Below are 13,227 nucleotides of genomic sequence, written 5' to 3'. Positions count from 1 at the left end.
GTACAGGGGTAATCAGCACCGTGGTAAATTGTTCCAACGGACGATAATCTAAGGGTTCTGTCATTTCCGAAGCCAGGCACCCCCAGCAAAACATGAGTTCCCTGACAACCCACGCCCGCCAGCTCGGCGACCTGATGTGCGAAACTACCCGGAACGTTCTGTGGCAACCCGCCTCGCAATGGATTCGTGCCAGGCAACCGGGCAGCGATCTGGCCTGCAGAACAGGCTCCGGCCAGGCAACCTATCACCGGTTCGATACCCAGCAAAAACAGCACCTGATAACTTATGGTGCAAGGATGATCGAGGCCAAACAGCAACCGGATACGGCCAGTGGCTGGCTCTCCAGCCGAGAGATTATAAAACGCGGCTATTTCAGTGGTGAACTCAGCCCGCTTAACCTGCTGGCGCATACCTGCTGCCACGAATTCGCCCATCTGTTACAACACTCGGAAGGCAAACGTTTTCGCGGCTCAGTCCATAACCGGCATTTCTACCATATCCTGGATGAGCTGCACGCCAGCGGCGGAGCAGCCGCAACCCGCTCAGCCCTGTTAGCCGGCGCACGCTCAAAAGGCCTGGAGCTGTCCGAATCCGCCTTTTCCCTGCCCGAACCCGCCCACCAAAGGCACCGGTGGCAGGTGGGAGATTCCGTGGTGTTTGGCAAAGGGCCGAAGGAAATCCTCGGGCACATCATCCGTATCAATCGCAAAACCTGCACGGTGGACGGCGCAGGCAAGTCCCGGGGCGTTCGCTATCGGGTTCCTTTCCAGATGTTGCGCCGGGCTGGATAAGCTTCAGGGACTGACCGGTTCCAGTGCAACAACCGTTTTCTCAAGCAATCCCCGCAGCTCGGGGATACAGGAGCCGCAGTTGGTTCCACATTTCAGGGTTTTGCCCAGCGCATCGACCGAAGCATGCCCCGCGCAAATGGCCCCGGTTATCTGCTTTTCCCCCACCTGGAAGCAGCTGCAAACCAGATTCCCGGTATCTTCGGTATCCACTGCACGGCCAGCCAGCAAGCACTGACGCTGCTCGCGGCTGAGCTGTTCAGCAGCGAAACACTGGTCCAGCCAAGCCAGGTCGGGCAGGGCCTCAGCGCAGGGTCCAACCAGCAGCACCGCCTGCAATTGTCCATCGACGATGCGGGCAGCCCTGAACCGCCCTTCCGCCGCATCTGCCAGCATCACATCAGGCTCTCCGCCCATCCAGGAGGCCGCATCCTGCTGCCAGTGCACGGGCCAGCCACCGGCCAGCCACCAGCTTTCGCAATGGCTCAAGGGCTGCCTGCTCCAATAATCACAGAGGGCTTCGTCTTCCTGACGCCAGGGGTTATCGCCGCGTCGTAGCAATCTCGCCTGCCAACGGGTTGCAAGGGGCTTCAGCTCCGCTGTGCCATGCTTGCTCTCAGGCTGCCCTGACACCGGGTCGGTAACCGCTGCTATCAGATTGCTGGCCAGTCCCTGGGATGCAAACTGGCCGCTCCAGTGTATAGGCACAAACACTTCGCCCTGGCGCTGATTCCCGGTGATCCGTATCCGACCAACATAGGGCGAAGCTCCGTCGTGTCCGGAAAGCCTGCCCAGACCACCCTCGCTAAGGCCAATGCGCCGGGCATCTTCCGGGTTCACTTCAATAAACGGTTCCGACCTGTGGGACAGCAATCGGGAAGCCTTTGCCGTCCGGGTCATGGTATGCCATTGGTCACGGATTCTTCCGGCATTCACCACCAGCGGCCGGGCACCCGAAGGTTGCTGGGCAGGCAACGCGGTCTCAACACTGACCAACCGGGCGCGACCATTCGGTGTGGCAAAGACTCCATCGCTGAACAGCCGTGGGGTACCCGAAATGCCGCCACCTGAGGGGCTGCGTACTGGCCACTGTATGGGCTCAAGGCCTTGGTACTCATCATCACTCAGGTTCTGCAGGCCAGACAGATCCAGTATTGTTCCCGTCCGGACACTGGCCAGCCCGCATAACGCTGCGTGCTCACGAAATACGTCGGCAGGACCCTGGTAGGAAAAGGCATCGCCATACCCCAGTTCCCGCGCCACGGCGCTGATCATCCACCAGTCAGGCCGGACATCACCAGGTAGCGGCAGGAAGGACTTCTGACGGGAGACCCGACGTTCCGAGTTCGTCACTGTGCCATCTTTTTCACCCCAACCCGCGGCTGGAAGCAGAATGTCGGCAAATGCGGTGGTGTCGGTTTCAGCCATGCAGTCAGACACAATCACCGTCGGACAGCGGGCCAGAGCCTGACGTACCCTGGGAGAATCCGGAAGACTCACCGCCGGATTGGTTCCCATGATCCAGAGCACGCGGATATCACCCCGGTGGACAGCTTCAAAAAGGTCCACTGCTTTCAGCCCCGGCGATTCCGGAAGGGCATCATTGCCCCAGAACCCGGATATCAACTCCCGCGCTCCCGGCGTGTCATACTCCATGTGAGCCGCCAGGGTGTTTGCCAGGCCACCCACTTCCCGCCCACCCATAGCGTTAGGCTGGCCAGTCAGGGAAAAGGGCCCGGCACCAGGCTTGCCGACACGCCCCGTCGCCAGGTGACAGTTAATGATGGCATTGCATTTATCGGTGCCTGCGACCGACTGGTTAATACCCTGAGAGAAAGCCGTCACGGTTCTGGGAGTGTCGGCATACCACTGATAGAAGGTTTCCACATCGGCCACCTCCAGATCACATTGGCGCGCCACCTCACTGACTGATGGTGCGGCCCGCTGTGCGGATTCCAGTGCTTCCTGATATCCGTCACAGTGAGCATCCAGATAGTCCTGATCGACCGCACCCTGCTCGTTGAGCCAGGCCAGCAGTCCATTGAACAGAATGGTATCGGTGCCCGGTTTCAGCTGCAGATGCAGATCTGCCAACTCCGATGTCGCCGTTTTCCTGGGATCGATCACCACGACCCGCCGGCCCGCACGGTGACTGGCTTCCATTCGCTGGTACAGAACAGGATGGGCCCAGGCCGCATTGCTTCCGGCCAATACCAGCAAATCAGCAAGTTCAAAATCCTCATAGCAGCCCGGAACGCAGTCCTCGCCGAACGCTCGCTTGTGGGCAGCGACCGCTGACGACATGCACAGACGGGAATTCGTATCCACATGAGGAGTACCAATAAAGCCTTTCGCCAGCTTGTTAGCCACGAAGTAGTCTTCCGTCAGCAACTGACCGGACAAATAGAAAGCCACAGAGCCTGGACCGAAGCGAGCCACAGCGTCGGCGATCGCATCGGACACTGCACTCAGCGCTGTGTCCCAGGAAACCGCGTCGCCTCTTACCCTGGGTTCCAGCAACCTGCCATCGGTTTTCAGGGTTTCATGCAAGGCAGACCCCTTGACACACAAACGCCCGAAGTTGGCCGGATGAGCCTGATTTCCATGCACCCCGGAAGGCTCAGCCATCACTCCGCATCCAACACCACAATAAGGACAGGTTGTCGCAACCAATGCAGGTTCAGGTCTGGTATCCATGTCTGTTCCTCTCTGATCTGGCAACAAAAAACCCGCCGTCCTGGTAACCGTGTTTCACGGAGCCAGGAGGGCGGGCTTCTTTGCCGATTCATATTCAAGTGTCGGTGTGGATCACACCTTTATTGAGGTTAGCCCTGCAATATCAGGGCCATTCGAGCGCGCACTGGCCCAGGAAGCCGAAACCCGCGGACAGCCTGTATTTGATGTTTATCAAGAACGCCTGAATGCCGCGAAAATACGGGTCACATTGGTGCAAAAACATACAAAACGCACTAAAAGAATTCGTCCGATACTTGAGAAACATCAACACCAAAACCTCCAGAAAAGCTCTTACCATCTGTTTTTATTGACTTATTTTTACATGGCACAGGCTGTGCTCAGAAAACACCAGACAGAACTTCAGAACATTGGACCATTAGACATTCCATCAGGCATAGGCGCCTGCCTTCCGGTAACGGAGGGCAGGCGCTTTTTTTTGTCTGCAAAAAACGTGGCGAGGTAGCACAGCATGAAACAACCACAGCAGTTCATCAGAAAGCTCAGACGCGCCGCCTGTATGGCAGCAACCATCTCCCTGATCTCCGGTGCCGGGATAGCCCAGGCCGAGATCGGAGCGGCAGAGAAACCGGACCTCAAACTCGGTTTCATCAAACTGACAGACATGGCCCCTCTTGCCGTTGCCTGGGAACAGGGTTTCTTTATGGATGAAGGGCTGTTCGTTGAGCTGGAGGCTCAGGCCAACTGGAAGGTGTTACTGGACCGGGTCATCACCGGCGAACTGGATGGTGCCCACATGCTGGCAGGCCAGCCCCTTGGCGCCACCATTGGTTATGGAACTCAGGCAGACATCATCACCGCCTTTAGTATGGACCTGAACGGCAATGGCATTACAGTGTCCAATCAAGTCTGGGACGACATGAGTAAAAACCTGCCTGCCGAGGACGGCAAGCCGGTACATCCCATCAGCGCCAGTGCCCTGAAACCGGTGGTTGAGGCTTCAAAGGCAGAAGGTGAGCGCTTCCGCATGGGCATGGTCTTTCCGGTATCGACCCATAACTACGAACTCCGTTACTGGCTGGCAGCCGGGGGCCTGAATCCTGGCTACTACGCGCCACAGCGAGGGGATACCAGCGGAACTCTGGAAGCCGATGTGCATCTGTCCGTGACCCCCCCGCCGCAGATGCCGGCAACCATGGAGGCCGGCACCATACAGGGCTACTGCGTCGGTGAACCATGGAATCAGCAGGCGGTGTTCAAAGGCATTGGTGTTCCTGTCATCACTGACTACGAGATCTGGCCCAACAATCCTGAGAAGGTCTTCGGGGTGACAGAACAATGGGCCAAGGAAAACCCGAATACCCACCTGCACCTGCTTCGTGCATTGATCCGCGCTGCCCACTGGCTGGATGAGAACAACAACGCCAATCGTGAGGAAGCGGTGGAAATTCTGTCCCGTCCGAGTTACGTGGGCGCCGATGCAGAAGTCATCGCGAACTCCATGACCGGCACCTTCGAATACGAAAAAGGTGATATTCGGGAAGTCCCGGACTTCAACGTGTTTTTCCGTTACCACGCCACCTACCCGTACCCGTCAGACGCCATCTGGTACCTGAGCCAGATGCGTCGCTGGGGACAGATTCCGGAAGCCAAGTCCGACGCCTGGTACATGGAAACGGCGGCCCGGGTCTACCGTGGTGACATTTACGCAGAAGCCGCCAAATCCCTGATTGAGGACGGCCTGCTCAGTGCAGAGGACTTCCCGGATTTCAGTGAGGAAAACTTTGCCCGTCCGGGTCAGGGCGAACTGATTGATGGTGTCGCCTTCACCCCTCGTCAACCGAATGCCTACATCGACCAGTTCGAGATCGGGCTGAAAGGCTCAGAGACGCCCTGAACCGGCGTCTACAGGAGGATGATATGACTACGTTAACCACTTCAGCGCCTGAAAACAGTCCCACGAGCGGCGTCAAAGCCCTGATCGCCAGGCTGTCGGTTCCAAATCCGGCCAGCGTCGGCAAGCAGATACTGCTGCCAATGATCGGGATCCTGGTTTTCCTGGGTTTCTGGCACCTCGCCGCGCCACAGGTCAACACTTCTCTGGGCGCCTTTCCCGGGCCGGTCCAGGTCTGGGAGCAGGGCGGCCAGCTCTGGCAGGAACATGTCAATCAGCGGGAGCGGGCAGACAAGTTCGTCACCATGCAGGAAGTACGCAATCAGCGCCTCCTGGAGAAAGACCCATCTGCGGAGGTCAAAATCCGCCCCTATCCGGGCGCTCCGACCTTCCTCGATCAGGTGGGCACCAGTCTGGTCACCGTCCTGGCAGGTTTTGTCCTTGCCACGGTGATTGCAGTTCCGCTGGGTATCGTGTTCGGTCTCAATCGCTATTTTCAGGCGGCGGTCAATCCGCTGATCCAGGTATTCAAGCCGGTCTCCCCTCTGGCCTGGCTACCGCTGGTGACGATGGTGGTGTCAGCAACCTATGTCAGTGACGACCCGATGTTCGAGAAGTCCTTCCTGACGTCAATGATCACCGTCACCCTTTGCAGCCTGTGGCCAACCCTGATCAACACGAGTGTTGGCGTGGCGGCAGTCAACCCGGATCTGTTGAACGTGTCCCGTGTTCTCCGGCTGTCTTTCTGGACTCACGTCCGCAAGGTCGTGCTGCCCTCATCAGTGCCAATGATCTTCACCGGCCTCCGGGTCTCCCTCGGTATTGCCTGGATGGTACTGATTGCCGCTGAAATGCTGGCCCAGAGCCCCGGCCTCGGAAAGTTTGTCTGGGACGAGTTTCAGAACGGAAGCAGCCAGTCCCTGAGCCGAATCATGGTCGCGGTGCTGGCCATCGGCCTTATCGGCTTCATGCTTGATCGCATCATGCTGTTGATTCAGAAAAAAGTCGCCTGGAACGAGTGAGGTATCCCCATGAGCAAGTCACATCTGGAACTGACCGGCGTAGAAATGGCCTTCGATACCCCGAAAGGCTCGTTTATCGCCCTCGATAACGTCAACCTGAAAATTAATAAGGGCGAGTTCGTGTCCCTGATTGGCCACTCCGGCTGTGGTAAATCCACTGTGCTGAACATTGTTGCCGGGCTGCTACAGGCCACCAAAGGCGGCTGTGTGCTCAACGGCCATGAAGTGAACTCTCCCGGCCCGGAACGGGCCGTGGTGTTCCAGAACCACGCCCTGATGCCCTGGCTGACGGTGCACGAAAACGTGGAACTCGCGGTGCAACAGGTGTTTCGCAAGACTATGTCCAAACAGGAACGCCGGGACTGGATCACGCACAATCTGGAACTGGTCAACATGGCCCATGCTGCCAACAAGCGCCCTGGCGAGATTTCCGGAGGGATGGCCCAACGAGTCGGTATCGCGCGGGCTCTGGCCATGAAGCCAAGTGTGTTGCTGATGGATGAGCCTTTTGGTGCACTGGATGCCCTGACCCGGGCGCATCTTCAGGATTCCCTGATGGAGATCCAGCAGGAGCTGAACAACACCGTGATCATGATCACTCACGATGTCGACGAAGCCGTACTCCTGTCCGACCGTATCATCATGATGACCAACGGCCCGGCAGCCACCGTAGGCGAGGATCTGCACATTGATTTACCAAGACCACGCAACCGGGTCACCCTGGCCGACGATCCCACCTATGTGCATTACCGCCAGGAAGTCCTGAAATTTCTCTATGAAAAGCAGCGCAAGCTGGAAACCATCAAACCCACCCGCGCCAGCACCGTTGAACCAGAACAGGAAGAGGCTCAGGCCGCGAGGGCCTGAGTTTCATCACTTCAGTAAATCGGCCATGGACACCAGGGCCCGGGCAACCTCCGGGAGTTTTCGGCCCTGGTCCATGGCCAGCTTGCGCAATACCCGGTGCGCCTGATCATTATCGATACCACGGCTTTCCATCAACAGCAGCACGGCCTTTTCCTGGGTTTTCCGGTCCTCCAGTGCTTCCTTGGCTGACTGCAGTTCATCCTGCATCTGCTGCAAACGGCGGCTTTGCTCCTGCACCAGATCAAAGATGGAACGTCCGAACTGCTGACTCACACCCTCGCTGGACCAGGTTTCACCAGCCTGACTGGTACCAGACTCGCCTGCAGTTTCACACAGCACCAGCACGGGCTTGGGCCCCTGTTCCTGACCATCCAGCGATGCGATCAGAGTTTCCTGGTGTGCCAGGGAATTTCGCGCCTCGGCGAAACGCTCAACACAGCGGGCATGGAAACTGCCCTCAACTGCATCCTCCACTTCCTTGAGCGCATCCATTCGCTCAGTCATCAGGCTGAACCAGCTGTCCGCCAGCTCCGGATCCAGAGTCTTGTATCGGCCCACAGAACAGCCCAACTGGCGGAAGCGTTCAATTTCCTGCTCGCGCTCATGGGCCCTCAAAGCTTGCCATAGCCCCTTGCTTTCATCGTCCGCAAACCCGAAAAACACGTCAAAGCAGCGTTCCTGCGCCTCAACAAGGTGCATCATGCGCTGTGTTAGTGCACTGTCAAAGGCACCACTTGAGAAACCTGCTGACCCCGCGGCCCGCTCCTGTCCGCAATACTCTTTGCCGTTCATCAGGTGCACCATCGCCACCAAAAGGCCAGCAATTGAGGGATCTGCCACCGTGTCGGCGGCCTCAAATACCACGGTGATAAGGTTATGAATAAGGCTACAGTATGCATCTGTAGCCTCGGCTGCGGTCAGAGCCTGGTTGTGCACCTGTTCACGCAAGCTCTGCAAGGCCTCCAGCCCATGCAGGGCGGCGGCTATATGGTTCAGCAGATGGCTGCTGACGGTGTGCCCGGTCAGCTCACCGTGCACTTCGGACAGAGCCTGATAAAAAAGCGTCGCCAGCTGTTCTGAATCCGCAACCATGGCTTTTCTTTCCTGTGCGAACTTCTCACCGCCGGAACCAAGGAATACATTGGAAGCGCCCCGTTCCCTTTGCAGCCCATGAACCAGATTGCTGATGGTCTGGACCAGCTTTCCCATCTGCAGGAAGTACTGGAGGTTCATCAACTCACACTGCCGGGAGGCAATCAGGTAGTCCGCTGCGCTCGGAGTCTGGGGGGGGGTTTTCCGCTTTCGGGTATTCATAAAGTACTCCAGGCCCAAGGCCATAATCATTGCTATCCCGAATTACTCAGCAATTAATGCGCCACCGAAAGCCTCAAAGTCGTGCAAACCGCCCCATCGCAGGGCAGTTTTTTCAGACCTCCCGCCAGCAAAAACGCCAGAAATCATTCAACCGCATGATATTAAAGAACTTATAAAATTGGCACGAACCTCGCTAATAGTTTCAGTAAGGATGAACGTCCCGGCCACGGATTAGGCCGGACCATCAGATCATTGTTGTTGGCATTGGCGCCGGACCATCGATTCCCTGACGGGATGAGATGCTCCGGCTTTTTTTGTTGTCCGGAAACCGAAGAGGACAGGCACTATGGCAGTTAACAGAACACGCACACTCGTGGTTTGTGGCCACGGCATGGTCGCTCAACGGTTCCTGGAAGAGCTGACAGCCCGGGCCCCGGATGCTTACCGGAACATCATCGTATTCAACGGCGAATCCCGGCCCGCCTATAACCGCATCCAGCTTTCGGGCCTGCTGGCTGGTGATACGGACGAATCCAGCCTGACTCTTCGCCCCGATAACTGGTTCCGGGCCAACGGCATTCAGGTGCATGACGGTGAGCCGGTTCAGTCGATTGATCGCGAACACCATACAGTGACCACCGTAACAGGCCGCGTTCAGGGTTATGACACTCTGATACTGGCCACTGGTTCTCGTCCAGCGCACCTTGGCATCCCGGGCGAAGAACTTGAAGGTGTGCTGTCGTTCCGGGACATTCGGGACACACGCGAGCTCATCGAACGCAGCGAGAAACACCAGAGGGCTGTCGTCGTCGGTGGCGGATTCCTCGGCCTGGAAGCTGCTGACGGCCTGCGTCGTCGCGGTATGGATGTCACCCTGCTACATCGCGGTTCACACCTGCTGAACCGCCAACTCGATCCGGTCGGTGGCGAACTGCTCGCCGACGCCCTTGAGGACCGAGGTCTTCATATACTCACTTCCCGTTCTCCCGTTCGCCTGCTGGGCAAGGATCAGGTGCGGGCGGTGCAGCTGGAAGACCAGACTCTGATCAGTACCGATCTGGTGGTCATCGCCACCGGCATTACTCCCAACCGGGGACTGGCGATGAGCGCTGGCCTGGACTGCGGTCGGGGTATTCAGGTGAACAATCAGCTACAGACCAGCGACCCCGACATTTTCGCACTCGGCGAATGCTGCCAGCTGGGAGAGCAGACCTTTGGACTTGTAGAGCCAGGTTACCAACAGGCCAGCGTGCTGGCACAAGTGCTGTCAGGCCAGGCGCGAGACCACGGATTCGCCCGGACCGAAATCGCCACCCGACTCAAGATCAGCGGTATCCCGGTGTTCTCCTGCGGTTTGCAGACACCCGACATGCGGACCGAATCATTGGTTTCTCAGGACTTCGAGAATGGCACCTACAGCCATCTCCTGGTTCGCGACAACCGCCTGGTGGGCGCCATCCTCGTGGGAGATGCCAGCCAGGGCCCCTGGTTCCAGGAACTGATCAGCGACGGCACCAACATCGCGCCTTACCGGGCATTCCTGCCTTTTGGAAAACAATTTTGCCAGGCAGCGGCGTAATCCGCTGTCCATGAGAGAGGACAACACCATGAGCAAGAAAACCCTGATCGTTATCGGCAACGGTATGGTTGGCCACCACTTCCTTGAGCAGTTTGCCGCATCAGAGGCTGCCAGCAGCTTCGACATCATCGTATTCGGCGAAGAGAAGCAACTGGCCTATGACCGGGTCCACCTGTCGGAGTACTTCACAGGCTCTACCCACGCCGACCTCGCCATGGGCACTGCCGACTGGTATGCCGAGCAAGGCATTAACCTGCGCCTGAACGAGCAGGTTACCGGCATTGACCGCGAAAACCGAACCGTGACGACCCCGAAAGGGGACTATCACTATGATGAACTGGTTCTGGCCACTGGCTCCTATCCGTTCGTTCCCCCCATTGAGGGCAAGGAACACCCTGCCTGCTTTGTTTACCGTACCCTGGAAGATCTGGATGCCATCCGCGCCAGCGCCCAGGACGGCAAAACCGGCGTTGTTGTCGGTGGCGGCCTGCTGGGCCTTGAGGCTGCCAATGCTCTGAAAAGCCTGGGACTGAATGCCCATGTGGTGGAGTTCGCCCCGCGCCTGATGCCGGTACAGCTGGATGATGACGGCGGCGCGGTGCTGCGCAGCAAGATCGAGGAACTGGGCGTTCAGGTACACACCGAGAAGGCGACCACAGCGATTGTCGAGGGCGACGAAGCCCGGCTGCGGATGAACTTCAGCGATGACAGCCACCTGGAAACCGATCTGATTGTGTTCTCAGCCGGTATCCGCCCCCAGGACACTCTCGCCCGCCAGAGCGGCCTCGATGTTGGCGAGCGCGGCGGTATCGTCATCGACAACCAGTGCACCACCTCGGACCCGCACATTCATGCCATCGGCGAGTGTGCCCTCTGGAATCAGCGTATCTTCGGCCTGGTGGCGCCTGGTTACACCATGGCACGCACCCTCTCAGCGGCGCTCAACGGCGACAGTGACGCCGCCTTCACCGGTGCCGACATGAGCACCAAACTGAAACTTCTTGGCGTGGATGTCGGCTCCATTGGCGATGCCCATGGCCAGACTCCCGGTGCGCGTAATATTCGCTACAACGATGAACAGGCCGGCCACTACAGACGGATGGTGGTCAGCAGCGACGGCAAAAAGCTGCTCGGTGCCATTCTGGTCGGTGACAACAGTTACTATGACACCTTGCTGCAATATGCCCTTAACGGTATCGATCTCCCGGAAAATGCCGAAAGCCTTATTCTCCCGGAAAGCCAGGGAGGTGCCCCCGCGCTGGGCCCTGATGCTCTTCCGGAAACGGCCTCTATCTGTTCCTGCCATAACGTCACCAAAGGAGACATCTGCTGCGCTATTGATGCCGGCTGTAGCGATCTCGGTAGCGTCAAAGGCGAGACAAAAGCCAGTACCGGTTGCGGGGGTTGTGCCGCCCTGCTCAAAAACGTGGTGGATAACGAGCTGGAAAAACGGGGTGTAGAGGTCAGCAAGGACATCTGCGAGCACTTCCCGTACAGCCGTCAGGAGCTGTTCCATCTCGTGAAAGTGAATGGCATCCGCAGCTTCCGTTCGCTGATCCGTCAGCATGGCAAGGGCTATGGCTGTGATATCTGCAAACCTGCCGTCGGCTCGATCCTGGCCACCTGCTGGAACGATCACATTCTGGCATCCGACCACGTGCCGCTGCAGGACACCAATGACACCTTCATGGCCAACATGCAGAAGAACGGTACCTATTCCATCGTACCGCGGGTACCGGGTGGTGAAATCACTCCGGACAAGCTGATTGTACTGGGCCAGGTAGCCAAGGAATACGACCTGTACACCAAGATCACCGGCGGTCAGCGTATCGACCTGTTCGGCGCCACGCTGACCGAGTTGCCGGAAATCTGGGAGAAGCTGATTGCCGCCGGCTTTGAAACCGGTCACGCCTACGGCAAGTCGCTGCGTACCGTGAAGTCCTGTGTTGGCAGCACCTGGTGTCGCTATGGGGTGCAGGACAGCGTGGGCATGGCGATCCATCTTGAAAATCGCTACAAGGGCCTGCGTGCGCCCCACAAGATCAAACTGGCCGTCTCTGGCTGTACCCGGGAATGCGCGGAAGCCCAGAGCAAGGACATTGGCGTGATCGCCACCGACAAGGGCTGGAACCTCTACGTCTGCGGCAACGGTGGGATGCGCCCCCGTCATGCTGACCTGTTTGCCACGGACCTGAATGATGAGGAGCTGATCCGCGCCATTGACCGGGTGCTGATGTTTTACGTGCGCACCGCTGACCGGCTGCAGCGTACCAGTGTCTGGATGGAAAACCTCGAGGGTGGCCTGGATTATCTGAAGCAGGTGGTGCTCGAGGACAGTCTCGGTATTGGCGAGGAGCTGGAGCAGCATATGGAAGACATCGTTGGCACTTACCAGTGTGAGTGGAAGACGGCGGTGGAGGATCCGGAGAAGCGCAAGCGGTTCCGGGAGTTTGTGAATGCGCCGGAGAAAAAGGATCCGGTGCAGGAGTGGACGACGGAGCGGGATCAGCGGCGGCCGGTTCTGGAATCCGCCTAAGACATGTAACGCCGGGAGTATGCGCGGGGTATGGGGGCCTTTCCTCCGGGAAAAATAACTCGCTGCGCTCGGACAGATTTTTCCCTGCGGAAAGGCCCCCATACCCCACGCTTACCAACCATTGTGGGATAACGGAATAACTTGGATTTGGAGAAGACTATGAAAGCTCGTACTCGTTGGGATGCTGTTTGCTCTGTTGCTGATCTGGTGCCGGATTCAGGTATCGCGGTCTGGACCGAAGACGGACCCGTTGCGGTGTTTTATCTGCCGGATCGTCTTCCTGCGCTTTTTGCGATCAGTCATACCGATCCATTCAGTGGCTCTAACGTGCTGGCCCGGGGTATTACCGGGGACCTGAAAGGTGAGCCAGTGGTGGCTTCGCCATTGTACAAGCAGCACTTCAGCCTGCGTTCCGGGCAATGCCTGGAGGACGAGACGGTGCAGGTGAAGGTGTATCCGGTTCTGCTGGACGATGATCAAATCCGGCTGGAGATCCCGGTGGCTCAGGCGGCGGTTGCTGCCTGAGTTTTCGA

At 58.1% G+C, this 13,227-nt stretch carries 10 protein-coding genes; 8 read left to right on the top strand and 2 right to left on the bottom strand.

Annotation, left to right across the window (positions count from 1 at the left end; all coding sequences use genetic code 11):
* Nucleotides 1-92: 92 nt before the first annotated feature.
* Nucleotides 93-791, top strand: coding sequence for a hypothetical protein (locus FWJ25_RS08560; RefSeq protein WP_246166715.1), 699 nt, complete (start codon nucleotides 93-95; stop codon nucleotides 789-791).
* 3 nt (nucleotides 792-794) lie between these two features.
* Here the strand turns inward: FWJ25_RS08560 and FWJ25_RS08555 are convergent, their stop codons facing one another.
* A complete protein-coding gene (locus FWJ25_RS08555; RefSeq protein ID WP_149599847.1) occupies nucleotides 795-3,485 on the bottom strand; it encodes a nitrate reductase in 2,691 nt (896 codons plus the stop codon).
* A 106-nt stretch (nucleotides 3,486-3,591) separates the two neighbouring features.
* Between FWJ25_RS08555 and FWJ25_RS08550 the strand changes: the two genes are divergently transcribed.
* From FWJ25_RS08550 to FWJ25_RS08535, 4 genes are read left to right on the top strand one after another with little or no spacing between them, the layout of a single operon-like run.
* Complete coding sequence (locus FWJ25_RS08550; protein ID WP_149599846.1) at nucleotides 3,592-3,987, top strand: hypothetical protein; 396 nt, start codon at nucleotides 3,592-3,594, stop codon at nucleotides 3,985-3,987.
* 54 nt (nucleotides 3,988-4,041) lie between these two features.
* Entirely contained in the window at nucleotides 4,042-5,379 is a 1,338-nt protein-coding gene (locus FWJ25_RS08545) for a CmpA/NrtA family ABC transporter substrate-binding protein (protein ID WP_438616565.1), read from the top strand.
* Between the two features lie 23 nt (nucleotides 5,380-5,402).
* Entirely contained in the window at nucleotides 5,403-6,398 is a 996-nt protein-coding gene (locus tag FWJ25_RS08540) for an ABC transporter permease (protein ID WP_223163233.1), read from the top strand.
* Between the two features lie 9 nt (nucleotides 6,399-6,407).
* Entirely contained in the window at nucleotides 6,408-7,265 is an 858-nt protein-coding gene (locus FWJ25_RS08535; RefSeq protein ID WP_149599844.1) for an ABC transporter ATP-binding protein, read from the top strand.
* 6 nt (nucleotides 7,266-7,271) lie between these two features.
* Here FWJ25_RS08535 and FWJ25_RS08530 read toward each other — a convergent pair whose 3' ends face one another.
* Complete coding sequence (locus tag FWJ25_RS08530) at nucleotides 7,272-8,579, bottom strand: nitrate regulatory protein (RefSeq protein ID WP_149599843.1); 1,308 nt, start codon at nucleotides 8,577-8,579, stop codon at nucleotides 7,272-7,274.
* Between the two features lie 346 nt (nucleotides 8,580-8,925).
* On the opposite strand from FWJ25_RS08530, the gene FWJ25_RS08525 reads away from it, so the two are divergent.
* The 3 genes from FWJ25_RS08525 to nirD all read left to right on the top strand — a co-directional run bounded on the left by FWJ25_RS08525 (nucleotide 8,926) and on the right by nirD (nucleotide 13,219).
* Complete coding sequence (locus FWJ25_RS08525; RefSeq protein WP_149599842.1) at nucleotides 8,926-10,158, top strand: NAD(P)/FAD-dependent oxidoreductase; 1,233 nt, start codon at nucleotides 8,926-8,928, stop codon at nucleotides 10,156-10,158.
* Nucleotides 10,159-10,186: 28 nt separating this feature from the next.
* The gene (gene nirB / locus FWJ25_RS08520; RefSeq protein WP_149599841.1) at nucleotides 10,187-12,694 is read left to right on the top strand and encodes a nitrite reductase large subunit NirB; all 2,508 of its coding nucleotides are present in this window, start codon (nucleotides 10,187-10,189) and stop codon (nucleotides 12,692-12,694) included.
* Nucleotides 12,695-12,853: 159 nt separating this feature from the next.
* Complete coding sequence (gene nirD / locus FWJ25_RS08515) at nucleotides 12,854-13,219, top strand: nitrite reductase small subunit NirD (RefSeq protein ID WP_149599840.1); 366 nt, start codon at nucleotides 12,854-12,856, stop codon at nucleotides 13,217-13,219.
* The last annotated feature ends 8 nt before the right edge of the window (nucleotides 13,220-13,227 follow it).

It is taken from the genome of Marinobacter salinexigens (assembly GCF_008370345.1).
Classification (GTDB): Bacteria; Pseudomonadota; Gammaproteobacteria; order Pseudomonadales; family Oleiphilaceae; genus Marinobacter; species Marinobacter salinexigens.
The sequence above is the reverse complement of the archived record's forward strand: the minus strand, read 5'-3'. Positions and strand labels throughout refer to the sequence as shown.

What these genes read in the sequence shown, in the direction of transcription:
- nirB (WP_149599841.1), top strand. Translation starts at nt 10,187, where the DNA reads ATGAGCAAGAAAACCCTGATCGTTATCGGCAACGGTATGGTTGGCCAC.
- FWJ25_RS08545 (WP_438616565.1), top strand. Translation starts at nt 4,042, where the DNA reads ATGGCAGCAACCATCTCCCTGATCTCCGGTGCCGGGATAGCCCAGGCC.
- FWJ25_RS08525 (WP_149599842.1), top strand. Translation starts at nt 8,926, where the DNA reads ATGGCAGTTAACAGAACACGCACACTCGTGGTTTGTGGCCACGGCATG.
- FWJ25_RS08540 (WP_223163233.1), top strand. Translation starts at nt 5,403, where the DNA reads ATGACTACGTTAACCACTTCAGCGCCTGAAAACAGTCCCACGAGCGGC.
- nirD (WP_149599840.1), top strand. Translation starts at nt 12,854, where the DNA reads ATGAAAGCTCGTACTCGTTGGGATGCTGTTTGCTCTGTTGCTGATCTG.
- FWJ25_RS08555 (WP_149599847.1), bottom strand. Translation starts at nt 3,485, where the DNA reads ATGGATACCAGACCTGAACCTGCATTGGTTGCGACAACCTGTCCTTAT.
- FWJ25_RS08560 (WP_246166715.1), top strand. Translation starts at nt 93, where the DNA reads ATGAGTTCCCTGACAACCCACGCCCGCCAGCTCGGCGACCTGATGTGC.
- FWJ25_RS08535 (WP_149599844.1), top strand. Translation starts at nt 6,408, where the DNA reads ATGAGCAAGTCACATCTGGAACTGACCGGCGTAGAAATGGCCTTCGAT.
- FWJ25_RS08530 (WP_149599843.1), bottom strand. Translation starts at nt 8,579, where the DNA reads ATGAATACCCGAAAGCGGAAAACCCCCCCCCAGACTCCGAGCGCAGCG.